A 23,949-nucleotide genomic window follows, 5' to 3' on the forward strand; every position below is an offset into this window, starting at 1 on the left:
AACCTATCCACTGCCGAACCGAGGAGATTCCTCAGGGACGGGCACCCACCTCGGTTTCCTGAACCGTCCACGGCTTGACTTGTTCGCTGAGCGTCAGCCCCAAACCGGGACGGGTGGGGACGAGCATCCGGCCGTCACGGGTCTCCAGGCGCTCGTTGAACAAAGGCTCAAGCCATTCGAAGTGCTCGACCCAGGGTTCGGTCGGATAGGCTGCCGCCAGGTGAACGTGCAGTTCCATGGCGAAATGCGGGGCCAGCATCAGGCCCGCTTGCTCAGCCATCGACGCGACCTTCAAGTAAGGGGTGATGCCGCCCACTCGTGGCGCGTCCGGCATCAAGAAGTCCGCGCCGCGCAGCTTGATGAATTCGGCGTGCTCGGCGACGCTGGTGAGCATTTCACCCGTGGCGATCGGCGTATCGAATTGTTGTGCCAACGCGGCGTGGCCTTCGGCGTCATAGCAGTCCAGGGGTTCCTCGATCCAGATCAGGTTGTACGCCTCGAACTGGCGGCACATGCGCTGGGCCGTCGGCCGATCCCATTGCTGGTTGGCATCGACCATCAGCGGGAAGTTGTCACCCAGGTGCTTGCGCACCGTGCTGACCCGCTCAATGTCGAGGGCACAATCCGGTTGTCCGACTTTCAACTTGATACCACCGATGCCCTTTTCGCGGGACACGTCGGTATTTTTCATCAGTTGATCCAGCGGGGTATGGAGAAAGCCTCCCGAGGTGTTGTAGCAACGCACCGAATCGCGTTGGGCGCCGAGCAAACGGGCCAGCGACAAGTTGGCGCGCTTGGCTTTCAGGTCCCACAACGCCACGTCGAACGCCCCCAAGGCCTGGGTCGACATGCCACTGCGGCCCACCGAGGCGCCAGCCCAGCAGAGTTTGGTCCAGAGCTTGGAAATGTCACTCGGATTTTCGCCGATCAGCACCGGGGCGATTTCCTTGGCATGGGCGAATTGCCCCGGTCCGCCGGCACGTTTCGAGTAACTGAAGCCGAGGCCACGATGCCCCTCGAGGGTTTCAATTTCAGCGAAGAGGATGGCGATCTCGGTCATCGGTTTCTGCCGCCCGGTAAGCACCTTGGCATCACTGATCGGATTGGCCAGCGGCAAGATCACCGAAGCGACACGAACCCAGGCAATACGGTCGTCATCGGAGGACTTGGGGAGGTCTTTTGATACGAACATGTGTGCGCTCCTTGGACATTGAAAAGCGTTCAGGTGTGGAAGCTCCTGCCAGCCCATGATTGCGCAATCATAGGCTGATCAAAAAAAAGCCCTCGCTCGATAAAACCGAAGACCTTTGAATGGATACTACACTGATTGCGCAATCATTCAACCGAAGGCAACCGATAAACAGATTTTCAATTCAGGTGCTCGCGCGGTCGATCAAGGTGAAACCGGTGTCAATCCGCACCGTTTTCTGGGCCAAAGGGTTTTCGAATCGCTCAAGCAGCGCCTCGGCCACTTGCAAGCCGATGCGCTTGCCGTCGACGCTGACAGTCGACAACGCCGGGTAGACCTGCGCGGCACTGCTCAGATCCCCGAACCCCATGACGGCAAGGTCGCCGGGCACATTCAAGCCTTGGCTGGCGGCTTCGGCCAAAACGCCTTGAGCCACGGTGTCCGAGCTGCACACCACGATGTCGGGCCGCGGTGATTGGTCCAGCAGTCGCCGAAGCCCCTCTCGCCCGACTTCGAGCGTGGCAGGTGGCGCCAGGATTTCCATGGGCACTTGCTCGATTCCCTGGCGTTTCAGCTCGGCGATAAGGCTGTTGCAACGGCGCAGACCCCGGGGGTCGCTGATGGTCACCACGGAAAATCGCCTGTAACCCTTTTTCACCAGGTGTCGCGCGGTCTCCTCCCCCACCTTTTCGTGGGAAAAACCCACCAGCATGTCCAAAGGGTCCTCACTCAAGTCCCAGGCCTCAACCACGGGAATACCCGCCTGAGCGAGGCGCAAGCGGCTTGATTCGGTGTGAAGCGTACCGGTCAGTACGATGCCATCCGGACGCCGGCCGAGTACCGCCTCCAACAGTTTTTCTTCCTGCTCTGCGCTATAGCCTGTAAGGCCCAGCAGGGTCTGATAGCCCGCCTGGGTCAGGCGGTCCATCAACGATTGCACGGTGTCTGCAAAAATGGAGTTAGCGATAGTGGGAAGGAAAATCGCCACTAGGCGGCTTTTGTTGCTCGCCAAGCCACCGGCCAGCATGTTTGGCACATAACCCGACTGGCGCACCGCCTCCCGGACCTTTTCCCGCGTGTTCTCGCTCACCAGCTCCGGTCGATGCAAGGCCCTGGAAACGGTCATTGGCGAGACCCCGGCAATCTTTGCCACATCGATCAATGTCAAGCTGGCCCCTTTGTTGGCCGCTGTCATCGATGCTTCAGTGGTGGGCGTTGCGGGTTTCTTTGCCATGACATGTCCAAATCTGGAGCTGAGTAACCGAGGCTGCGTGGAAAAGCAGCTTATCCGTCGGTGAATTTACCATCTGCGACCCTGGCCAAGCCGGGGATTTTCACTTGCGCGGCTTGACCCGCGCCGTCGCTTCCGCCACCAACGGATCATCCGGCCAGTAATGCTTGGGATAGCGCCCCTTGAGATCCTTCTTCACCTCGGCATAGGTGCTGCGCCAGAAGTTCGCCAAATCCTGGGTCACTTGCACCGGCCGACGCGCCGGCGACAGCAGGTGCAGCTTGACCACCTGCCGTCCGCCGGCGATGCGCGGGGTATCGGCCAAGCCGAAAAGCTCCTGCAAGCGCACGGCAAGGATTGGCGGATGCTCGCTGTAATCCAGGCGAATCGACGATCCCGAAGGCACGTTCAAATGGTGGGGCGCCTGTTCGTCCAGGCGTTGCGGCAAAGGCCAGGGCAGCAGGTTGTGGACGATGCTCGACAAATCCAGGTTCGCGAAATGACTGAGTCGAGAGACGCGTCCCAGATACGGCATCAACCAATCCTCGAGACTGCCCAGCAATGCCGTGTCGCTGACATCCGGCCATTCGCTTTCGCCCTTGGCCTCCAGGTCGAGCCGGCGCAACAGCGCCACGCGCGCTTGCCATTGCCGCAACTCCGGCGTCCACGGCAGCAGCTCCAGGCCCTTGCGCCGCACCAGGTTGACCAGCGCCTGGCTGCGGGCTGCTTCATCCAGCCCGGCCAGCGGCTCGCGGCTGAGCACCAGTTCGCCGACCTTGCGCTGGCGTTCGGCCCGCAGCACGCCTTCGCGCTCGTCCCAGTCCAGTTGATCGACCGTCTGCACCTGCTCGGCCAGCACTGAATCGAACAGCGCCGGGTCGAAATCCGTCGCCAGGTAAATCCGCTCCTCCCGCTGGCCCTGGCGACTGCCCAATTCGGCGATCACCAGCCACGCTTGTTTCATCAGGCTATCCGCCTCGGCGAACAGCGCCGCACGACCATTGGCCAGGCGATACTCCGCACCGCCGGGGCGCCGTTGCTGGGCGACACGATCCGGATAGGCCAACGCCAATAATGCACCGAGCCAGCGTGGATGATCGGGATCGGCGACGGCTTCCCCGGCCTTGCCCCGTAGATAGCCGCGATATTGCCGGGCCAATTGCCGGGCCCGCTGCACGCCACCTTGGGCGCCGCGTGCCGCTCGCTCCTCGCCGGACAACAAGACCAGACGGCTGTGCAGATCTGCGCCGGCGCCGCGCAGGATGTCACGCTCGCCAAGCAGCGCCGCCACGTTGCAAGCCATGTCCGCCAACCCCAGCGCCTGGCCACGCAACAGCAAGTGTGCGATACGTGGATGAGCCGGCAGCTCGGCCATGGCCTGGCCGTGTCGGGTCAGTTGGCCGCCATCGAGTGCGCCGAGACGTTGCAACAGATCCTGGGCCTGGGCATACGCGGCGGTCGGCGGAACGTCGAGCCACACCAACTGCTGCGGCGTCACGCCCCAACGCCCCAATTGCAGGGCCAACCCGGCCAGGTCCGCCGAAAGAATCTCGGCGCTGCCGTAGGCGGCCAACTGTTCGTGCTGGTCTTCGGACCACAACCGATAGCACACCCCTGGTTCCAGGCGCCCGGCTCGACCGGCCCGTTGGGTCGCGCTAGCCCGGGAGATGCGTTGGGTATCGAGACGGGTCATGCCGCTGCCCGGATCGAATCGCGGTACGCGGGCGAGCCCGGCGTCCACCACTACCCGCACACCGTTGATGGTCAGGCTCGTCTCGGCGATGTTGGTGGCCAGCACGACTTTACGTTGGCCGGGCGGCGCCGGATCGATGGCGGCGCGCTGGGCAGCGAGGTCCAGTTCGCCATGCAACGGGCACAGCAACACGTTGCCGCCGTCGCCGAGGGCATCGGCCAATTGTTGATGAACGCGACGGATTTCCGCTTGCCCAGGCAGGAACACCAGCACGCTGCCGGTTTCATCGTGCAGCGCCTCGAGCACGGTCTGCACCAGTCGCGGCTCGATAAATTCCCCAGGCTGGAATGGCCGGCCCCAGCGCACCGCCACCGGGAACATGCGCCCTTCGCTGCGCAGGATCGGCGCGTCGTCCAGCAGTCCGGCCAGACGCTCGCCTTCCAGGGTCGCGGACATCAACAGGATCTTCAGCGGCTGCTCTTCGCGAAACAGCTCCCGGCCATTGAGGCTCAGGGCCAGCGCCAGATCGGCGTCAAGGCTGCGCTCGTGAAATTCATCGAAAATCAGCAGCCCAACGCCTTCCAATGCCGGATCGTCCTGCAGGCGACGGGTGAGGATGCCTTCGGTGACCACTTCAATGCGCGTATGAGGCCCCACCTTGCTGTCGAGGCGAATCCGGTAGCCGACGGTTTCACCGACCTTTTCCCCGAGTTCGCTGGCCAGCCGCTCGGCCGCCGCCCGTGCCGCCAGGCGTCGGGGTTCGAGCATGAGGATGGTCTGCCCGGCCAGCCAGGACTCGTTCAACAGGGCCAAGGGAACACGGGTGGTTTTACCAGCGCCAGGGGGCGCTTCGAGCACCGCTTCGTGGCGCTTGGCCAGGGCTTGGCGCAGCGCGGGTAAAACTTCATCAATCGGCAAGGAAATCATGCTGGCTCCAAAACAGAGGGCCGAGTATAACGGCGAACTGTTTAGCGTGGTCTGGACTCCAACCAGCAACGCCCATACCTGCTCAGGAGATTGCTATGCGTATTCCCTTTCGCGTGATCGGCGGCGTCCTGGTCGCCACCCTGCTGACCCAGATCAGCGCGTGTGGCTCGATCTTCTACCCGGACCGTCGCGGCCAGATCGAAGGCAAGATCGACCCGGCCATCGCCGCGCTCGATGCCGTCGGCCTGTTGTTCTACATCATCCCCGGCCTGATCGCCTTTGCCGTGGACTTCGCCACCGGCGCGATTTATTTCGAGCCGGGCAAGAGCGTCCAGATCGACCCGGAGAAACTCAAGCCAGCCATCAACCCCGACGGCACGGTCAACAATCACAAGCTGCAAGCCATCCTTGAAAGCGAACTGGGCCGCAGCTTCCCGCTGGACGATCCACGCCTGATCCAGCACAAGGGCAACGTTCAACAACTGGCCACCCTCGGTCTGAAACCCGCTGCTTGAAGCAACCCAAGGATGATCGCGTCATGACCACTGGTGCCGAACACGCTCGCCTGCTACGCCTGGCCACCCGGGCGTCGGTGGCCGTGGCGCTTATCCTTGTCGCCGCCAAGGCGCTGGCCTGGTGGTTGAGCGGTTCGGTGAGCATGCTCGCCGGCCTGACCGACTCGGCGCTGGACGGCGTCACTTCGTTGCTCAATCTGCTGGCGGTGCATTACGCGCTGCGCCCTGCCGACGACGATCACCGCTACGGGCATGGCAAGGCTGAGTCCTTGGCGGGCATGGCCCAGGCGCTGTTTATCGGCGGCAGTGCGGTGCTGATTGCCTTGCAGGCCTTCGAGCGGCTGAAAAACCCGTTGCCCGTGGAAGCGCCTTGGCTGAGCGTCGGCGTGATCGTGTTTTCCCTGGTGCTCACCTTGGCGCTGCTGGCGTTGCAGCATCGGGTCGTGCGCGCCACCGGCTCCAACGCGGTGCGCGCCGATTCGCTGCATTACCGTTCGGACTTGTTGCTCAACGGCAGCATCCTGGTCGCGCTGGTCCTGGCCGGGTTCGGTTGGTATCAACTCGACGCCTGGTTCGGCCTGGGGATCGCCCTCTATATTCTGTGGAGCGCGGTGCAGATCGCCCGGGAAAGCTTCGCGGTGCTGATGGATGAAGAACTGCCACCGGACGTCAGCCAGCACATGCTGGAACTGGCATGCGCCGTACCCGGCGTGGTCGGTGCCCATGACCTGCGCACGCGGATCTCCGGCAACCATTGGTTCGTGCAGTTGCACTTGGAATTGCCGGGGGAACTGACCTTGTCAGTCGCCCACGGCATCAGCGACCAGGCCGCCGACGCGATTCACCGCGCGTATCCGAAGGCCGAAGTGCTGGTGCATGCCGATCCGCTGGAAGTGGTGAAGCCCACCAGCGCTTGATGCCGAGCACCGGGCCCCGTGGCGAGGGAGCTTGCTCCCGCTCGGTTGCGCAGCGACCGTAAAATACAGGGCCTGCTGCGCAGGCCAGCGGGAGCAAGCTCCCTCGCCACAAGAGCAATACCGGCTCCATCAGAACTCAGTACGTCACTTGATACCCACGGCTACTCAAGCAACTCCCCTCGGCCTGGCGATAGGTCTGCACCACCTCCGGCGCCGGTGGGTAGGTGTAGTTGCGCGGATCGAAACCACTCTGCTGCACCGCCCAGCGATAGCAATCGTAGCCGTCCTGGTTGACCTGCTCGGGAGACTGGCCGTTGGCCGGGTAAGCCACCACGTCAAAACTGTTGCCCTGGGGTTGTGGCTGCGGGTTGGCGGCCGGCGCCTCGACCACGACGTAATCCCGGGTATTGGCTTCGTAGATGTAATACGCGCCGGCGGCGAGGAAGAACAGCGAACTGCCGATCCAGACCTCACGGGCATAGTCCGGCAGATAGCGCGTGCGAATCCCCCGTGGCGGCTGGACCACGACATAACGCGGGCCTTGCGGGCGATACCAGTAGCCACCGGAATAGAAATAATCCTGGCCGCGATAAGGCACGCGGTAGTTGCGATCCGGGAAACGATCGATCACATACCCAGGCCGATACTGCGGCCCCGGGCCCCAGCCATTGCCATGCCCGTCCGGCCGACCGGGCCAATGTTGCTCGGGACGCCCCTCATGACCAGGACGAGGCCCGCCGTTCGGATAGCCGTCGTTGCGGCGCGGAATATCGCGGTAGTACCCCGGTTGCGGTTCACGGGTCTGGGTCACGCTGTCGGGCCGCCCCTGGATCGGCAAATGATTGCCCGGTGGCTGCTGCGGCGGGCGACCTTGGACGTTGGGGTCCTGCGGCGGCCGTTCGTAGTGTTGCCCGCCCTGGTATTGCGGCTTGACCTCGAACTGTCGGCTGTTGTCGCCCCGGATGATCTCGTTGTTTTGCTGCCTGGGTTGGCCTGAATAACCCTGGCCGTTGCCGCCTCGCCCGTCCTGGCCGTGACCACCGTCGGGGCCGCCACGGTTTTGCTGATCGTCGGCCACTCCCTGCGCACTGACACTTGCCCACAACAGACCAACACCTGCCAAACGCCAGATGCGCGACTTCATGAAATTCCTCACAACGGTTCGGGGCCTGAAGGTAAGACTGGAAAAGCCCAGGCCGGTTCTGCGACAGGTTATCAGGCGCGGGGTTTATTTCGCAGGCATAAAAAAGGGAGGCCCGTCGGCCTCCCCTTGAGAACTTCGTCCGTGCGCGACGCTTATGACGTCGGCTCACCTCACGCCGTCTTCTGGACAGTGTGCAGCTCGGGGGTCTGCCAGTACCGGTGGGTACTGCGACCGCAGCCGGCCGGATTGGGCGGGCTGCACTGGACTGTTTGTCCGAGCAGTGATCTTGGTGGTAAGCATAGGCCCAGGGCGCCGGCAGGGGATTGCGAAGATTGCTTGAATAAACACCACTTGCGCAATTTTTACCCTTGGATGGATAATCTTCCGCAATTAACCGAATAAAGGCCCGCTCGATGAGCAAACTCGACCGTTACGACCTGAGCATTCTGGCGGAATTGCAGCGCGACGCGCGTATCTCCAACCAGGAATTGGCCGAGCGCATCGGCTTGTCGCCCTCCCCGTGCTCGCGGCGAGTCAAGCAACTGGAGGACGACGGCTACATCACCCGCCAGGTCGCCCTGCTCGACCGCAAGATGCTGGGCCTGAGCCTGACGGCCTACGTGCTGATCGGCATGGACCGCCATACCCCCGATCGCTTCGAGACCTTCGAAGCCGCGATCCGCAGCCTGCCGCAAGTACTGGAGTGCAGCCTGGTGACCGGCATCGACGCGGACTACCAGCTCAAGGTGGTGGTGCCGGACATGGACCATTACCAGAAACTGTTGCTGGGGCACCTGACCCGAATCGAAGGGGTCACCAGCGTGCGCTCGAGTTTTGTGTTGAATCAGGTGCTAAACAGCACTGAATTACCGTTGACGCATCTGCGTAGCTAACCGCTTTCATGCCCATCTACTGTGGGAGCGGGCTTGCTCGCGAAGACGACGGCACATTCAACATTTTTGCTGATTGACAGACCGCTTTCGCGAGCAAGCCCGCTCCCACAGTCAATTCAAGCGCTGCTGAGTCCGAGTTCAGATGAACAGCTGCGACACACCGCCGCAGCCCAATCCTGCGCCCCGCCCCCATGCCTTATACTCGCCGCGCCTTTTCAATCCCGCCCACGCTGGAGTGCCCCGATGGATCCTGCTGTTTTCGAAGAGTGGATGATGACCGGCCTGGTCAGCATCCTGATCATTTTCATGGGTTTCATCGTCTGGGACCTGGCGAAGAAGTCCAAGGCCGGGCGCTTTGGCTCGTTCATCCTGTTTTTCGTGCTGGGCCTCGGCGTCGCGGCATTCGTCATCAAGAGCGTGGTGATCGGCCTGATCGAGTCCGGCGCGTTATAAGCGCGCCGGCACTTCCTTCCACTGGCCCTGGTCGAGCCCTTCGAGCGTCCAGTCACCGATCCTGACCCGCACCAGGCGCAAGGTCGGCAAGCCTACCGCGGCGGTCATGCGTCGTACCTGGCGGTTGCGTCCTTCACGTATGACCAGCTCCAGCCAGCTCGTCGGCACGCTTTTGCGAAAGCGCACCGGCGGGTTGCGCGGCCACAATTGCGGTTCGTCCAGTTGATGGGCCTCGGCAGGCAGCGTCATGCCATCGTTCAATTCCACGCCATCGCGCAGGCGCTGCAGCTGTTCGTCGCTCGGCTCCCCCTCGACTTGCACCCAGTACGTCTTGGCCAGCTTGTGCTTGGGATCGGCGATGCGCGCCTGCAACTGCCCATCGTTGGTGAGCAACAGCAGCCCTTCGCTGTCGCGGTCGAGGCGACCGGCCGGGTAGATGCCGGGCACGTCGATGAAATCCTTGAGCGTCGCCCGCCCTTCGCCGTCGCTGAATTGCGTCAGCACATCAAAGGGTTTGTTGAACAGGATCAGTTTCGGCTCGGCCGGAGGCGCCTTGGCCACACGGCGCGGGGCGGAGGCTGGAGGCTTCGCGCCAGGGCGGCGGGAAACGGGACGTGGAGGACGAGGCATGGCAGCGACAACATCTAACGGTCAGGGCCGACCATGCTAGTGGCCCGACCGTTAAATGACCACCATCCGATCAGCGGAACGGCGGCTCGTCGAAGCTGCGCAGCTTGCGCGAGTGCAACGAATTGAGCTCGGTGCGCAGCAGGTCCACCGCCGCGATCCCGATCTTCAGGTGCTGGTTGACCGCCCGCTCATAAAAAGCGTTGGCCGAACCCGGCAGCTTGATCTCGCTGTGCAGCGGCTTGTCCGAAACGCACAGCAACGTGCCATAAGGCACCCGCAGACGATAACCCTGGGCGGCAATGGTGCCGCTTTCCATGTCCACCGCCACCGCGCGGGACAGGTTGATCAACGGGCGTTCCTGGGCCCAGCGCAGCTCCCAGTTGCGGTCGTCGTAGGTCAGCACGGTGCCGGTGCGCAGGCGCTTTTTCAACTCGTCGCCTTTCTCGCCAGTGACGTTCGCCGCCGCTTGCTGAAGCGCCAGTTGCACTTCGGCCAGGGCCGGGATCGGGATGTTCGGCGGCACCACCCGGTCGAGAATCCCATCGCGGCGCATGTAGGCGTGGGCCAGCACGTAATCGCCGATGGTCTGGGACTGCCGCAGGCCGCCGCAGTGGCCAATCATCAGCCAGCAATGCGGGCGCAGCACGGCCAGGTGGTCGGTGATGTTCTTGGCGTTGGACGGGCCGACGCCGATGTTCACCAGGGTCACGCCGTGGCCATCGCTGGCCTGCAAGTGATAGGCCGGCATCTGGTAGCGGTGCCAGACCACGCCGGCGGCGATGGCCGAGGCTTCGCCGTGGTCCATGTTCTTGTCGATGATCACGTTGCCCGGCAAGACCATGCGCACGAAACGCGGGTCGCTGCGCAATTGCTCAAGGCCATGGACGATGAATTGGTCGACATAGCGGTGGTAGTTGGTCAGCAGGATCCACGGCTGCACATGGCGCCAGTCGCTGCCGGTGTAGTGCACCAACCGGCGCAGGGAGAAATCCACCCGGGCGGCGTCGAACAGCGCCAGGGGCAACGGGTCGGTGTTTTCCCAATCGTAGAGGCCATCGGCGATGCCATCGGTGGCGGCCGACAAGTCGGTGCTCGGGAACACCCGCGCCAGCACGGCGGCGGTGACACCGGAGCCAGCGAGCTCATCGCCCTGCTCAACCACGTACGGGTAAGGAATGTTCTGCTCGCTGACGCCCACCTCGACCGTGACGGTGAAGTCGTGCATCAACGGCACGAGCTGTTCCAGCAGGTATTTGCGGAACGCGGATGGATGAGTGACGGTGACACTGTAAGTGCCCGGCAACTGGACCTTGGCGTAGGCGCGGGTGGTTTGCGGGACTTCGCCGTGGCAATGGTAGGTCAGGCGCAGGGCCGGGTAGCGAAACAAGGCCCGTTGCTCGGCATCCGGCTCGATGCGGTCCTTGAGGTAGCGCTTGAGCGCCTGGTTCAGCGCGGTGGTCGCACGCTCATGCAGGGCCGCGAGACGATCCACGGCTTGTTCGGCGGTTTGAACGACAATAAACGCTTCGGTCACGATCAGCTTCCTGTGTTCTGACTTGCAGGCCTTCATCTTGCCTGCATCGTGGTCCGACGGGAACAGTGGCGTATTGGTTGATCTTTCGCGGAGCCTCTTGTGGGAGCGAGCCTGCTCGCGAAAGCAGTGTGTCAGACAACACACAGGTTGAATGTACCGACGCCTTCGCGAGCAAGCCCGCTCCCACAGGGCATGTGCCGACCTGAACCTTCTTAGAAACCCTGCGGACTCGAGCGCGCAATGATCGCCTCTACATTCAAGCCACGGGGCAATGCGCCGTAGACCCTGGCGCCGGATCCAAGGCGACTGGCAATAAAGGCATCGCTGACTTCGCTGTTGCCCGCCTCGAGCAGCAACCTCGCTTGCAGGCCTACGGCGATGTCTTCGGTCAATTGCCGGGCGCGGTACTGGATGTCGTCGGTGTCCTTGAGCGCCGCGTGCAATTGGTCGATATGGGTGGCCAGGCGCTTGTCCCCATGACCGTCGCCCAGTTCGTTGAACAGCACTTCCAGCACGCCTGGCTCCTTGGACAAGGCGCGCAATACATCGAGGCATTGCACGTTGCCTGAACCTTCCCACGTCGAGTTGACCGGTGCCTCCCGATACAGGCGCGGCAGGATGCTGTCTTCGACGTAGCCGGCGCCGCCCATGCATTCGGCGGCTTCGTTGATCATTGCGGGGGCACGCTTGCAGATCCAGTACTTGCCCACCGCCGTCACCAGTCGGGCGAACTTGGCTTCGTGCTCGTCGTCCAGATGATCCAGCGCCCGGCCCATGCGCAGGCTCAGGGCCAATGCAGATTCGCTTTCCAGCGCCAGGTCGGCGAGCACGTTCTGCATCAGTGGCTGTTCGCTCAAGACTTTGCCACCGACCTTGCGGTGCGCGCAGTGGTGACTGGCCTGGGTCAGCGCCTGGCGCATCAGGGCGCTGGAACCGACCATGCAATCGAAGCGGGTCATGGCGACCATCTCGATGATTGTCGGCACGCCCCGGCCCTCTTCCCCGACCATCCAGGCCAGGGCTCCGCGGAACTCCACTTCGCTGGACGCATTGGAACAATTGCCCAGCTTGTTTTTCAGCCGCTGGATGTAGAACTGATTGCGCGTGTCGTCCGGGCGATGGCGCGGCAGCAGGAAACAGGTCAGGCCCTTGTCGGTCTGGGCCAGGGTCAGGAACGCATCGCACATCGGTGCCGAGCAGAACCATTTATGGCCGACCAGTTCATAGGCCTGCCCCGGCCCGCTGGCACCCACTGGAAAAGCCTTGGTGGTATTGGCCCGCACGTCGGTGCCACCCTGTTTTTCGGTCATCGCCATGCCCAGCGTGACGCCGGCCTTGTGGGCCATGCCGACGTTACGCGGGTCGTATTCGGTGGCGAGCACCTTCGGCACCCAGCGCTCGGCCAGGTCCGGCTGCAGGCGCAGCGCCGGCACGCTGGCGAAGGTCATGGTCAAGGGACAACCAGTGCCGGCTTCGGCCTGGCTGTGCAGGTAAGTCATGGAAGCGCGGGCGACATGGGCGCCGGGTTGCGGATGAGCCCACGGCAGGCTGGGCAGGCCATGCTCGATGGCGGTGCGCATCAACTGGTGATACGCGGGATGAAACTCCACCAGGTCAATGCGATGGCCGTAGCGGTCATGACTGGAAAACACCGGTTTGTTCTGGTTGGCCAGGAACCCGGCCTCCATCAGCGGCCCACCCGCCAGCGCACCGTAGGCATCGATCCGCGCCTGCGCCCAACCGGCGCCGAAACGCTGCGACCACTGTTGCAGCGGCAGGTCGATGCGATACAGGTTGGCACCGTCCAGGGACGGCGGCTGATTGGTGACGTCGTGGGTTTCGGCGAACTGGTGCAGGTTCATGACGGGGCTCCTTGGCCGGCCAGCAGGGATTCAGTTAAGCATCGCCTCCTGATCGATCAAAGTGGCATACCCGCCTAAATATCGGCGCTTTCACCCTGTTTCGGACAAAGTACTCGCCGCTGCAAAACGGCTTGCAAGACCTCGAATTTCACCGGTTTGCCCAGATAGTCGATCAAGGCTCCCGAAGGGCAGCAAGCTGCATCATGACGCGGACTGGCTACCAGCACGGGCAAATCCTCGCAACCGGCCAGCGCCCGAATCTGGCAGCCGACTGACACGCCATCCTGGGGCGATGACTGGCAATCGAGGAGCACTGCGTCAAAACTTTCGACCTGCAGCACATCCAAGGCAGCCCGACCACTGTCGACGGTACGCACCCGGTAGCCCAGCTTGAGCAGCATGCCGCGCATGACCAACTGATCGATGTTGTTGTCATCCGCCAACAGCACTGTGCAATCCTGGGGCTCGCGCGAATCCCGGCGCCCGTTGAATGAAAAAGGGCTCGGGACACCCGCCGGCAACGCGATGTCGAACGCCACGTCCAGCTGGAAACGGCTGCCGCGCCCCGGCTCGGAGGTGTGGGTCAGCCGCCCGCCGAGCAATTCGACCAGTTGGCGGCAGATCGCCAGGCCCACACCGAGGCCGCCGTATTCGCGGGTCATCGAACCGTCGAGCTGGAAAAAGCGCTGGTACAAAGTTGCTTCGCCAAGGTCGGTAAAACCGATGCCGGTGTCGATCACGGCGAAGGACAACACCAGGCGATCGAGCTCCGACGGACGCCCGCTGACCCGCAACGCGACGCCCCCTGAGCGGGTGAACTTGATGGCGTTGTCCAGAAGGCATTCCAGGCACTGGGCCAGTTTGCCGCTGTCACCCAACAGCCGGTCTGCCAGGCCGGGGTTTATGTCGACCTTGAAATCCAGGCCCTTGGCCGCCGCGTTGGCACCGAACTGCACCTGCAACGCGTCAATCACACCGCGCAGGCTGAACGGCGCCGGGTAGACCTTGAGTTTGCCGGCCTGCAACTCGGTGAGCGTAAGGATGCCGTTGACCATGCGCATCATGTCCCGCGCCGAACCGGCGGCGGTCTGTTGGTACTGGGTCAACTCCTCGTCCATTTCGACGGTTTCCATCAACTCCAGCGAGCCGATCACGCCGTTCATCGGCGTGCGCAACTCATGGGTCAAGGTGGCGAGGAATTCATCCTTGAGTTTATTGCCCTGGGCCAGTTGCTGGTTGAGCACTTCCAATTTCTGCCCGGCATCGAACAGCGTCTGGGCCTGCTGCTCGCGCATGGCGTTGATGCGGTCGGCCAGGGCGAGGGACAACAGCGCCACCTCGATGGCCGAGCCAATCTGGCTGGCGTACATGGTCAGGAAGATGTTCGGCAGATAACCGAGCACCATCATTGTGTTGACGATGCCGCCCAGCAGGAACGCCGACCAGGCGATGATGAAATAACGCGCGACGCGCAGGCCACGCCACCAGGCGAACAGCCCGGCGGCGAAAATCACCACGGTGAACACCAGCGCCAATGCGGTTGCCAGGCGCAACGCCAGGGCGTAGCTGGTCATCAATGACAAGCCCACCACCACCGCGCCGTAGGCAATCAGCGCCAGCAGCAACCGGTCGAGCCAGCGGCTGTGTTGCGCGGTCTGCAGGAAGCTGCGGGCGAACTGGCTGCCGAACAGGCCCGCGCAGCCGATGAAGAACGGCGTCGCGGCGTTGGCCCACCAGGGATTGTCCGGCCAGAAATATTCGACCGCCGCGCCATTGACCGACAATTGATACAGGCCGAACGAGGCAATGTAGAAGATGTAATACAGGTAGCTGGTGTCGCGCACGCTCAGGTAAATGAACAGGTTGTAGACCAGCATGCCCAGCAACACGCCATAAATGATCCCCAGCACATACAGGCGCAACGGCTGTTGTTCCAGATAAGCGGTGCTCGACCACAGCGTCAGTGGCGCCTGGATCGAGCCCTCGCTTTGCAGCCGCAGGTAGACGGTCTGACGTTGATCGGGCTGGAAGTCCAGGCTGAACAGGTAATTGTTCTGGCGAATCTCGCGACGGGCGAACGGCAACGCGTCGCCCGTCTGGCGGACCAGGCGATACGCTCCGGTGCCATCGGCCAGATACAGGTCCAGGTGATCCAACGGTGGATATGCCAGCTCCAACAGCCAGGTCCGCTGGGCGCCGGGATTGCCCGGACGATAGTGCAAGTCGATTTTCAGCCAGAACGCCGAGCGTGAATAACCGGCGTTCAACGTGGCTTTGTCATGGGGTTTGAAGCGACCGGCCGCAGCCTGGGCCAGGACGTCATCGATGGAAGCCGTGCCGCTGGCGTCTTCAAAGACTTGCAGGGCGTTGCCCAAGGGCAGGCTCTGGGTAAATTCATCGAATTCGAGGGCGCTTGCCAAGGGGGACAAGCACAACAGCAACATCAGCAAATAGCGCATTTAAGCCCCAGCGTGGCCTGTCCGGTTGAGTCAGGAAGCCCCCCATTCCCTGAGTAGACGTAACACCGGCATTACCTGTTATTGGTTGGATCCATCCCTAGCATAGCCGTTGATGGCCAATTTGCACCATGGAAATTTTTCCGACAAAAGGCTCTAGGACGGGCGTCTCAGCGCCAAGCATTGAGATAGAGCTGTTGCTTTGGTCAGGTCACAATTTCGTCGGCGCGGAGTTCTATTGTGGCGAGGGGATTTATCCCCGCTGGGCTGCACAGCAGCCCCAATAACTGTCGCCGCGGTATACCAGGCAGTTTGAATGGGGGCGCTTCGCACCCCAACGGGGATAAATCCCCTCGCCACAGATAAATCCCCTCGCCACAGACGACTTGCATCAACAGAGGTGCGCGCCGATCGGTGGGGTTTGGTGATAAGCTCGCGCACCATGAATATCTACAGCTCTCGCCCCGTTGTCCTCTGTCTCTCCGGCCACGACCCCAGTGGTGGCGCCGGCTTGCAGGCAGATATCGAAGCCCTGCTCGCCCAGGGCTGTCATGCCGCCCCGGCGGTTACCGCGTTGACCGTGCAAGACACTGTCAACGTCAGCGATTTCCGCGTACTCGATCGCGAGTGGGTGCTGGCGCAAGCCAATGCCGTGCTCAACGATTCGCCCGTGGCGGCGGTCAAGCTGGGGATGCTCGGCTCGCTGGAAATGGTCGACACGGTGGTCGAGCTGCTCCAGGCGCACCCCCATCTGCCGATGGTCTGCGACCCGGTGCTGCGCGCCGGTGGCGGTGGACGGCTGGGCAAGGATGAAGTCGGCTACGCCATGCGCGAGCGCCTGCTGCCGTTGGCGATCATCGCCACGCCCAACCTGCCTGAAGCGCGCATCCTCGCCGAACTGCCAGAAGGCAGCGCCGATGAATGCGCCGAAAAACTGCTGCCCTTCGTCAAGCACCTGCTGATCACCGGCGGTCACGGCGACGAGCATGAAGTCCATAATCGCCTGTACAGCCGCGACGGACGCCGCGAAACGTTCACCTGCCAGCGCTTGCCTGGCAGTTATCACGGTTCCGGTTGCACCCTCGCCAGCGCCATTGCCGGCAGGCTGGCCCAGGGCGAACAGCTCGCCAGCGCGGTCAAGACAGCGCTGGACTACACCTGGCGCACCCTGCGCGACGCCGAGCAACTGGGCAAAGGCCAGTTCGTACCGCGTCGCCTGCCGCTGGATTTCTGCTCGTAGCACAGGAGCCTTGGAATGAAATTACGTGGCCTTTATGCCGTCACCGATAGCCAGTTGCTGGCCGGCAAATTCCTCGCTTATGTCGAAGCGGCGCTGGAAGGCGGCGTGACGTTGCTGCAATACCGCGACAAAAGCAGCGACGAGGCCCGGCGCCTGCGGGAAGCCGAAGCCCTGCGCAACCTGTGCGAGCGCTACAAGACCCAACTGATCATCAACGATGACGCCGAACTGGCCGCGCGCCTCGGCGTCGGCGTCCACCTGGGCCAGACCGATGGCCCGTTGGCACCGGTGCGGGCGTTGCTGGGCCACAAGGCAATCGTCGGCTCCACCTGCCACGCCAGCCTGGAATTGGCCGAACAGGCCGTCAACGAAGGCGCCAGCTATGTCGCATTCGGGCGCTTCTTCAACTCCAGCACCAAGCCCGGCGCGCCCAGCGCAAACCTTGAACTGCTCGAACAGGCCCGCATCAAATTGCATGTACCGATTTGCGCGATCGGCGGCATCACCCTGGAAAACGCCGCCCCGCTGGTGGCCCACGGGGTCGATCTGCTCGCGGTGGTTCATGGCCTGTTCGGCGCCGACAGCACCGCTGAAGTGACGCGCCGCGCCCGCGCCTTCAACGACCTGCTGCTCATCAAATAGTCATTTCCGTTTTCGAGAGCCCAACCATGTCCCGTTCCGAAACCCTGTTTGCCAACGCCCAGAAACACATCCCCGGCGGCGTGAACTCGCCCGTTCGTGCGTTCAAGAGCGTCGGCGGCACCCCGCTGTTCTTCAAGCATGCCGAAGGCGCATACGTCACCGACGAAGACGACAAGCGCTACGTCGACTATGTGGGTTCGTGGGGTCCGATGATCCTCGGCCACAGCCATCCTGACGTGCTGGATGCCGTGCGCAAGCAGCTGGAACACGGCCTGTCCTACGGCGCGCCGACGGCGATGGAAACCGAAATGGCCGACCTGGTCTGCTCCATCGTGCCGTCGATGGAAATGGTGCGCATGGTCAGCTCCGGCACCGAAGCGACGATGAGCGCGATTCGCCTGGCCCGCGGCTACACCGGTCGCGACAGCATCATCAAGTTCGAAGGCTGCTACCACGGCCATTCCGACAGCCTGCTGGTCAAGGCCGGTTCCGGCGCGCTGACCCAAGGCGTGCCCAGCTCGGCGGGCGTGCCGGCGGCGTTCGCCAAACACACCCTGACGTTGCCGTTCAACGATCTTGAAGAAGTCGAGAAGATGCTCGGCGAAGTCGGCCAGGAAGTGGCCTGCATCATTGTCGAGCCAGTGGCCGGCAACATGAACTGCGTGCCGCCGGCGCCGGGTTTCCTCGAAGGCCTGCGCAGCCTGTGCGACCAGCATGGCGTGGTGTTGATTTTCGATGAAGTGATGACCGGTTTCCGCGTCGCCCTCGGCGGCGCCCAGGCCCATTACGGTGTGACGCCGGACTTGAGCACCTTCGGCAAGATCATCGGCGGCGGCATGCCGGTGGGCTGCTTCGGTGGCAAGCGCGCGATCATGGAATGCATCGCGCCACTGGGCCCGGTCTACCAGGCCGGCACGCTGTCGGGCAACCCGCTGGCCATGGCTGCCGGCCTGACCACCCTGCGCCTGATCAGCCGCCCGGGTTTTCATGCCGAACTGACCGACTTCACCACACGCCTGCTCGATGGCTTGCAGGTACGTGCCGATGCGGCGGGCATTCCGTTCGTCACCACCCAGGCCGGTGGCATGTTCGGCCTGTATTTCAGTGGCGCCGATGACATCGTGACCTTCGACGACGTGATGGCCAGCGACTCTGACCGCTTCAAGCGCTTCTTCCACCTGATGCTCGAAGGTGGCGTCTACCTTGCACCAAGCGCGTTCGAAGCCGGCTTCACCTCCATCGCCCATGGCGACGCCGAGTTGAAGATCACACTCGACGCGGCCGAGCGCGCCTTCGCGGCGCTGAAATAAGCCTGTGGATAACTGACGCTGGCTCACACCAGCGTCAGCGATTGCCCATGTAACCCGCGTTGTTTTCCTACATATTTGCCCCATAAGCCGTCCCTGCCGTTCCATCGCAGCAGAAAAACGAGTAAAGACTTTGTAAGGATGGCCCCGCTTATTTCATAATGCGCGCTTATTGGATCCCCCGGAGGGTCCACGCGCCCCTCAGAGGTAAGTCGATTCCCATGAACCGCACCGGCCGCACCCTTGCCCTGGGCTGCCTGTTGCTCCTTCAGCCCCTGCTCGCGAATGCACAGGCAGGCGGTAACTCGTTGTTGATCCCGGCGATGGGCCGTTGCACGCTCAACACCCAGCCACAAGATCTCGCACCGGCACTCGACGCCTGTCGAAAAGCGGCCGACGCGGGCGACGCGCAAGCGCAATACGAGTTGGGCGAGTTCTACTACGACGGAAAGGCCGCGCCCCGCGACCTCAAGCAAGCCCTGGGTTACTTCGAAAAAGCCTCACTGCAAGGCCATGCCCAGGCGCAATACAAGCTGGGTGGCATGTTCTTCCATGGTGAAGGCGTGCCGGCCAACAATGTCCAGGCTTATATCGTCTTGAAGATGGCGGCGGTCAACGGCGCTGAAGAGGCATTGGACACCGCTGATGAAGTCGCCGAGCAGATGCCCCGCGACGAACTCGAAGTGGCGACCCAGGTGCTGGGGCAGATCTTTCGCAAATACCTGATGGAATTGCAGAACGCCGATGGGCGCACGCCTTTCTCGCCACTGCCCTGAATCCACCACGGCCTCCTGTGGCGAGGGGATTTATCCCCGCTGGGGCGCGAAGCGGCCCTAAGACCTGACACCTCGGTATTAAAGATTGATTGAGTTGACTGCTTTGGGGCCGCTTCGCAGCCCAGCGGGGATAAATCCCCTCGCCACAAAAGCCGCGCTCGGCTTCTTTTCTCTTAACTGGCTGGCAACTACTTCTCAGGCATCGGCATCGGAAACGGCATCACATTGCCGACCGCGCCGCGGGCTTCGCTGATTTTTGGCGTGCCGAGGCGCTCCACCTCATCGATGCGCACGATCGAATGCATTGGCACGAAGCTGCGCACCACGCCTTCGAATTGTGCCTTGAGCTTTTCTTCGCTCGGGTCGACGACCACTTGCGTGCGCTCGCCAAAGACGAATTCCTCGACTTCCAGGAAACCCCACAGATCACTTTGATAGATCTGCTTGGCGTACATTTCGAACACCTGGCCCTGGTTGAGGAAAATCACCTTGTAGATTGGAGCTTCACGTTTGGTCATGGCTGGCGAAACACATCGGCGGGTAAAAATGAGGGCGCGAACTATAGCATAGCCACTGCTCGCACAGCGGTAGGAACCCGGGGACTTGTTGCCTATAATGCGCGGTTCTTTGAATCACGTGATGAACCTGTCCATGGCCAAGAAGCTTTACATCGAAACCCACGGTTGCCAGATGAACGAGTACGACAGCTCGCGCATGGTCGATCTGCTGGGCGAACACCAGGCCCTGGAAGTCACCGCCCGCGCCGAAGACGCGGACGTGATCCTGCTCAACACCTGTTCGATCCGCGAACGTGCCCAGGACCGGGTGTACTCCCAACTGGGCCGCTGGCGCGAACTGAAGCTCGCCAACCCGGAGATGGTCATCGCCGTGGGCGGTTGCGTGGCCAGCCAGGAAGGCGCGGCGATTCGCGATCGTGCACCGTACGTGGACGTAGTCTTCGGCCCGCAGACCTTGCACCGCCTGCCGGAAATGATCGACGCCGCGCGCGTAACCAAATTGCCGCAAGTCGACGTTTCGTTCCCCGAGATCGAAAAATTCGACCACCTGCCCGAGCCGCGTATCGACGGTCCCAGCGCCTATGTCTCGGTGATGGAGGGCTGCAGCAAGTACTGCACGTTCTGCGTAGTGCCCTATACCCGCGGCGAAGAAGTCAGCCGGCCGTTCGACGACGTGATCGCAGAGATCATCCACCTGGCGGAAAACGGCGTGCGCGAAGTGACCTTGCTGGGGCAGAACGTCAATGGCTATCGCGGCCTGACCCATGACGGGCGCCTGGCGGATCTCGCCGAGCTGATCCGCGTGGTGGCGGCGGTGGACGGTATCGACCGAATCCGCTACACCACGTCCCATCCGCTGGAATTCTCCGACAGCCTGATCCAGGCCCACGCCGAGGTCCCCGAGCTGGTCAAGCACCTGCACCTGCCAGTGCAATCGGGCTCCGACCGGATCCTCGCCGCCATGAAGCGCAACCACACAGCGCTGGAGTACAAATCCAAACTGCGCAAATTGCGTGCGGCAGTGCCGGGCATCTGCATCAGTTCGGACTTTATCGTCGGTTTCCCCGGCGAAACCGAGAAAGACTTCCAGCAAACCATGAAGCTGATCGAAGACGTGGGCTTCGACTTCTCCTATTCTTTCGTCTACAGCCAACGCCCCGGGACCCCGGCGGCCGATCTCGCGGACGAAACCCCGGAAGAAGTCAAAAAGGAACGACTCAACGCCTTGCAGCACCGCCTGAACCAACAGGGTTTCGAGATCAGCCGACAAATGGTCGGTTCGGTCCAGCGGATCCTGGTCACCGATTACTCGAAAAAAGACCCGGGTGAATTGCAGGGCCGCACCGAGAACAACCGCATCGTCAACTTCCGTTGCGACACGCCGGCCTTGATCGGCCAGTTCGCCGACGTGCACATCGACGCCGCGCAACCGCACTCGCTGCGTGGTTCGCTGGTCCAGTAACAACACAATCCCATGTGGGAGCGAGCTTGCTCGCGATAGCGGTATCACAGCCAATACTCAGGTTGAATGTGGGGCCGCCATCGCGAGCAAGCTCGCTCCCACAGTGGCCGTGGCAAGCCCTGTGATCAGATTCGCCCGTTTAAGAGCTTTCGCACCCAGCCTACTGGCGTTATCCTTGATTTCACCTTAATTGCCCCTGGGCGGCTAAAAACGACCTTGAACGCACCCATCGAACCTCATCGTTTCATACTCGAGCCCTTTGAGGCTCGCCGCTTCGCCAATCTGTGCGGGCAATTCGACGAGCACCTGCGCTTGATCGAACAGCGCCTGGCCATCGAGATCCGCAACCGCGGGAACCAGTTCGAGCTGATCGGCGAACCCAAGCACACCTCCTCCGCGGAAAACTTGCTGCGCCGCCTCTATCGGGAAACCAAGGCGAGCGAGCTGTCTCCGGACATGGTCCACCTGTTCCTGCAGGAATCGGCGGTCGAAGAACTCGACAACCACGCCCCTTCCGAACCTGCGGTGGCCCTGCGCACGAAAAAAGGCATGATTCGCCCACGCGGCTTGAATCAGCAGCGCTACGTGAAGGAAATCCTGGCCAACGACATCAACTTCGGCATCGGCCCGGCCGGTACCGGCAAGACCTACCTGGCCGTGGCCTGCGCCGTCGATGCGCTGGAGCGCGAACAGGTACGACGCATCCTGCTGGTGCGTCCGGCTGTCGAGGCGGGCGAAAAGCTCGGCTTCCTGCCCGGCGACCTGGCCCAGAAAATCGACCCATACCTGCGTCCGCTCTATGACGCGCTGTACGAAATGCTCGGTTTCGAATACGTCGCCAAGCTGATCGAGCGCCAGGTCATCGAGGTCGCGCCGCTGGCCTACATGCGCGGTCGCACGCTGAACAACAGCTTCATCATCCTCGATGAAAGCCAGAACACCACGGTCGAACAGATGAAGATGTTCCTGACGCGGATCGGCTTCGGCTCCACCGCCGTCATCACCGGGGACATCACCCAGGTCGACCTGCCCCGTGGCACCAAGTCCGGACTGAACCACGTGATCCAGGTCCTCAAGGACGTGCCGGGCATCAGCTTCACGCATTTCATGCCCAAGGACGTCGTGCGCCATCCGTTGGTGCAGCGCATCGTCGAAGCCTACGAGCGTTTCGAGCATCGCGCCGAGGAAGAGTTGGCCGACAGCAAAGGCAATGGCCGCAATGCTTGAACTCGATCTGCAAGTGGCCAGCAAACAAGCCTCCCCCAGCGAAATCCAGTTCCGCCAGTGGTGCGAGCTGGCCTTGCGCCAGCGCAGCGCCGATTCGGAGCTGACCATTCGCCTGGTGGACGAACCCGAAGGCCGTGAACTCAACCGCACCTGGCGACAGAAAGACTACGCAACCAACGTGCTGTCCTTCCCCGCCGACGTTCCCGACGAGTTGCTCGACATTCCATTGCTGGGCGACCTGGTGATCTGCGTCCCGGTGGTGGAGCGTGAAGCCGCCGAGCAAGGCAAGTCCCCGGAAGCCCATTGGGCACATCTGGTCATTCACGGCTGCTTGCATCTATTGGGTTACGACCATATAGAAGATGACGAAGCCGAGGAGATGGAAGGACTGGAACGGACGTTGCTTGCCGAACTGGGGCATCCCGACCCTTACGCCGACGACGAACATTGATACATCAACTGTAACGACAAAGGATTCAGAGTAATCGCTATGAGCGAAGATCGATCGACCAACGGGCATAAGTCATGGCTGGGCAAGCTCACCCAGGCTTTTGCCCATGAGCCGAAAAACCGCCAGGAGCTGCTTGAGCTGCTGCGCGATGCGCACCAGAACAAACTGCTGGACAGCGAAGCGCTGGCCATCGTCGAAGGCGCCATCCAGGTCGCTGACCTGCAAGTGAGGGACATCATGGTCCCGCGCTCGCAGATGATCAGCATCAAGGCGACCCAGACACCCCGCGAGTTCCTGCCCGCCGTGGTCGACTCCGCCCACTCGCGCTACCCGGTCGTCGGCGAAAGCCATGACGATGTCATGGGCGTGCTGCTGGCCAAGGATCTGCTGCCGCTGATCCTCCAGGAGAACGGCGACAGCTTCAACATCAAGGACCTGCTGCGTCCGGCCACCTTCGTGCCCGAGTCCAAGCGCCTGAACGTTCTGTTGCGTGAATTCCGCGCCAACCACAACCACATGGCCATCGTCATCGACGAATACGGCGGCGTGGCTGGGCTGGTCACCATCGAAGACGTGCTCGAACAGATCGTCGGCGACATCGAGGATGAGCATGACGTCGAGGAAGACAGCTACATCAAGCCACTGCCCAGCGGCGACTTCCTGATCAAGGCGCTGACGCCGATCGATAGCTTCAACGAGTTTTTTGACAGCGAATTTTCCGACGATGAGTTCGACACCGTCGGCGGCCTGGTGATGAGTGCTTTCGGACACCTGCCCAAGCGCAACGAAACCACCGAGATCGGTTCCTGGCGCTTCCGCATCCTGAATGCCGACAGCCGCCGGATTCATCTGCTGCGCCTGTCACCCATTGCCCGTTAAACC

General features: G+C 62.3%; 21 protein-coding genes. 12 read left to right on the forward strand and 9 right to left on the reverse strand.

The genetic code is table 11. The annotated features are described in order from the left end of the window. Positions 1 to 31: 31 nt before the first annotated feature. The 3 genes from KSS97_RS25235 to hrpB all read right to left on the reverse strand — a co-directional run bounded on the left by KSS97_RS25235 (position 32) and on the right by hrpB (position 5,040). Positions 32 to 1,192: an L-talarate/galactarate dehydratase gene (locus KSS97_RS25235; RefSeq protein ID WP_030140343.1), complete on the reverse strand. Its 1,161-nt coding sequence runs from the start codon at positions 1,190 to 1,192 to the stop codon at positions 32 to 34. 181 nt (positions 1,193 to 1,373) lie between these two features. Continuing rightward, positions 1,374 to 2,423: a LacI family DNA-binding transcriptional regulator gene (locus tag KSS97_RS25240; protein WP_030140344.1), complete on the reverse strand. Its 1,050-nt coding sequence runs from the start codon at positions 2,421 to 2,423 to the stop codon at positions 1,374 to 1,376. A 100-nt stretch (positions 2,424 to 2,523) separates the two neighbouring features. Continuing rightward, the gene (hrpB, locus tag KSS97_RS25245; protein ID WP_198796729.1) at positions 2,524 to 5,040 is read right to left on the reverse strand and encodes an ATP-dependent helicase HrpB; all 2,517 of its coding nucleotides are present in this window, start codon (positions 5,038 to 5,040) and stop codon (positions 2,524 to 2,526) included. Positions 5,041 to 5,135: 95 nt separating this feature from the next. Between hrpB and pmcY the strand changes: the two genes are divergently transcribed. Continuing rightward, positions 5,136 to 5,555: a periplasmic Zn2+ metallochaperone PmcY gene (pmcY, locus tag KSS97_RS25250; RefSeq protein WP_030140346.1), complete on the forward strand. Its 420-nt coding sequence runs from the start codon at positions 5,136 to 5,138 to the stop codon at positions 5,553 to 5,555. Between the two features lie 23 nt (positions 5,556 to 5,578). Further along, positions 5,579 to 6,472 carry a cation diffusion facilitator family transporter gene (locus tag KSS97_RS25255; RefSeq protein WP_030140347.1) on the forward strand — a complete coding sequence of 298 codons (894 nt, stop codon included), beginning with the start codon at positions 5,579 to 5,581 and terminating at the stop codon, positions 6,470 to 6,472. A 136-nt stretch (positions 6,473 to 6,608) separates the two neighbouring features. Here KSS97_RS25255 and KSS97_RS25260 read toward each other — a convergent pair whose 3' ends face one another. Beyond that, entirely contained in the window at positions 6,609 to 7,616 is a 1,008-nt protein-coding gene (locus KSS97_RS25260) for a DUF6515 family protein (RefSeq protein WP_217860392.1), read from the reverse strand. A gap of 413 nt (positions 7,617 to 8,029) precedes the next feature. Between KSS97_RS25260 and KSS97_RS25265 the strand changes: the two genes are divergently transcribed. Together KSS97_RS25265 and KSS97_RS25270 are read left to right on the forward strand one after the other, a co-directional pair. Beyond that, on the forward strand, positions 8,030 to 8,509 hold the full coding sequence (locus tag KSS97_RS25265; protein WP_030140349.1) for an Lrp/AsnC family transcriptional regulator: 480 nt from the start codon (positions 8,030 to 8,032) through the stop codon (positions 8,507 to 8,509). Positions 8,510 to 8,752: 243 nt separating this feature from the next. Continuing rightward, positions 8,753 to 8,962, forward strand: coding sequence for a DUF2788 domain-containing protein (locus KSS97_RS25270; RefSeq protein WP_003185724.1), 210 nt, complete (start codon positions 8,753 to 8,755; stop codon positions 8,960 to 8,962). Here KSS97_RS25270 and KSS97_RS25275 read toward each other — a convergent pair. The 4 genes from KSS97_RS25275 to KSS97_RS25290 all read right to left on the reverse strand — a co-directional run bounded on the left by KSS97_RS25275 (position 8,957) and on the right by KSS97_RS25290 (position 15,447). Beyond that, positions 8,957 to 9,523: a pseudouridine synthase gene (locus tag KSS97_RS25275; protein ID WP_217862101.1), complete on the reverse strand. Its 567-nt coding sequence runs from the start codon at positions 9,521 to 9,523 to the stop codon at positions 8,957 to 8,959. The genes KSS97_RS25270 and KSS97_RS25275 overlap by 6 nt on opposite strands. Before the next feature lie 139 nt (positions 9,524 to 9,662). Beyond that, a complete protein-coding gene (gene amn, locus KSS97_RS25280; RefSeq protein WP_187293326.1) occupies positions 9,663 to 11,162 on the reverse strand; it encodes an AMP nucleosidase in 1,500 nt (499 codons plus the stop codon). Positions 11,163 to 11,338: 176 nt separating this feature from the next. Further along, positions 11,339 to 12,988: an acyl-CoA dehydrogenase family protein gene (locus KSS97_RS25285; protein WP_217860393.1), complete on the reverse strand. Its 1,650-nt coding sequence runs from the start codon at positions 12,986 to 12,988 to the stop codon at positions 11,339 to 11,341. A 74-nt stretch (positions 12,989 to 13,062) separates the two neighbouring features. Further along, positions 13,063 to 15,447, reverse strand: coding sequence for a hybrid sensor histidine kinase/response regulator (locus KSS97_RS25290; protein WP_217860394.1), 2,385 nt, complete (start codon positions 15,445 to 15,447; stop codon positions 13,063 to 13,065). 439 nt (positions 15,448 to 15,886) lie between these two features. Here KSS97_RS25290 and KSS97_RS25295 point away from each other — a divergent pair, with 439 nt between their 5' ends. From KSS97_RS25295 to KSS97_RS25310, 4 genes are all read left to right on the forward strand, one after another. After that, positions 15,887 to 16,684, forward strand: coding sequence for a hydroxymethylpyrimidine/phosphomethylpyrimidine kinase (locus tag KSS97_RS25295; protein ID WP_198796724.1), 798 nt, complete (start codon positions 15,887 to 15,889; stop codon positions 16,682 to 16,684). Positions 16,685 to 16,699: 15 nt separating this feature from the next. Further along, the gene (gene thiE, locus KSS97_RS25300) at positions 16,700 to 17,326 is read left to right on the forward strand and encodes a thiamine phosphate synthase (RefSeq protein ID WP_030140355.1); all 627 of its coding nucleotides are present in this window, start codon (positions 16,700 to 16,702) and stop codon (positions 17,324 to 17,326) included. Positions 17,327 to 17,352: 26 nt separating this feature from the next. Then, positions 17,353 to 18,636: a glutamate-1-semialdehyde 2,1-aminomutase gene (gene hemL, locus KSS97_RS25305; RefSeq protein WP_030140356.1), complete on the forward strand. Its 1,284-nt coding sequence runs from the start codon at positions 17,353 to 17,355 to the stop codon at positions 18,634 to 18,636. A gap of 218 nt (positions 18,637 to 18,854) precedes the next feature. Beyond that, the gene (locus tag KSS97_RS25310; protein WP_217860395.1) at positions 18,855 to 19,409 is read left to right on the forward strand and encodes a tetratricopeptide repeat protein; all 555 of its coding nucleotides are present in this window, start codon (positions 18,855 to 18,857) and stop codon (positions 19,407 to 19,409) included. A gap of 188 nt (positions 19,410 to 19,597) precedes the next feature. Here the strand turns inward: KSS97_RS25310 and KSS97_RS25315 are convergent, their stop codons facing one another. Continuing rightward, complete coding sequence (locus KSS97_RS25315) at positions 19,598 to 19,927, reverse strand: DUF1820 family protein (protein WP_003185742.1); 330 nt, start codon at positions 19,925 to 19,927, stop codon at positions 19,598 to 19,600. Positions 19,928 to 20,060: 133 nt separating this feature from the next. On the opposite strand from KSS97_RS25315, the gene miaB reads away from it, so the two are divergent. From miaB to KSS97_RS25335, 4 genes are all read left to right on the forward strand, one after another. Next, positions 20,061 to 21,389, forward strand: a complete 1,329-nt coding sequence (gene miaB, locus KSS97_RS25320) for a tRNA (N6-isopentenyl adenosine(37)-C2)-methylthiotransferase MiaB (RefSeq protein ID WP_030140358.1) — start codon at positions 20,061 to 20,063, stop codon at positions 21,387 to 21,389. Between the two features lie 216 nt (positions 21,390 to 21,605). Next, positions 21,606 to 22,616 (forward strand): PhoH family protein, encoded by a 1,011-nt coding sequence (locus KSS97_RS25325; protein WP_030140359.1) that lies wholly within the window; start codon positions 21,606 to 21,608, stop codon positions 22,614 to 22,616. Then, positions 22,609 to 23,067, forward strand: a complete 459-nt coding sequence (gene ybeY / locus KSS97_RS25330; RefSeq protein WP_217860396.1) for an rRNA maturation RNase YbeY — start codon at positions 22,609 to 22,611, stop codon at positions 23,065 to 23,067. Before KSS97_RS25325 ends, ybeY begins: the two co-directional genes overlap by 8 nt. A 39-nt stretch (positions 23,068 to 23,106) precedes the next feature. After that, positions 23,107 to 23,946: a CorC family transporter gene (locus KSS97_RS25335; RefSeq protein WP_030140361.1), complete on the forward strand. Its 840-nt coding sequence runs from the start codon at positions 23,107 to 23,109 to the stop codon at positions 23,944 to 23,946. The last annotated feature ends 3 nt before the right edge of the window (positions 23,947 to 23,949 follow it).

Source organism: Pseudomonas alvandae, assembly GCF_019141525.1.
In the GTDB taxonomy this organism is placed as follows: Bacteria; Pseudomonadota; Gammaproteobacteria; order Pseudomonadales; family Pseudomonadaceae; genus Aquipseudomonas; species Aquipseudomonas alvandae.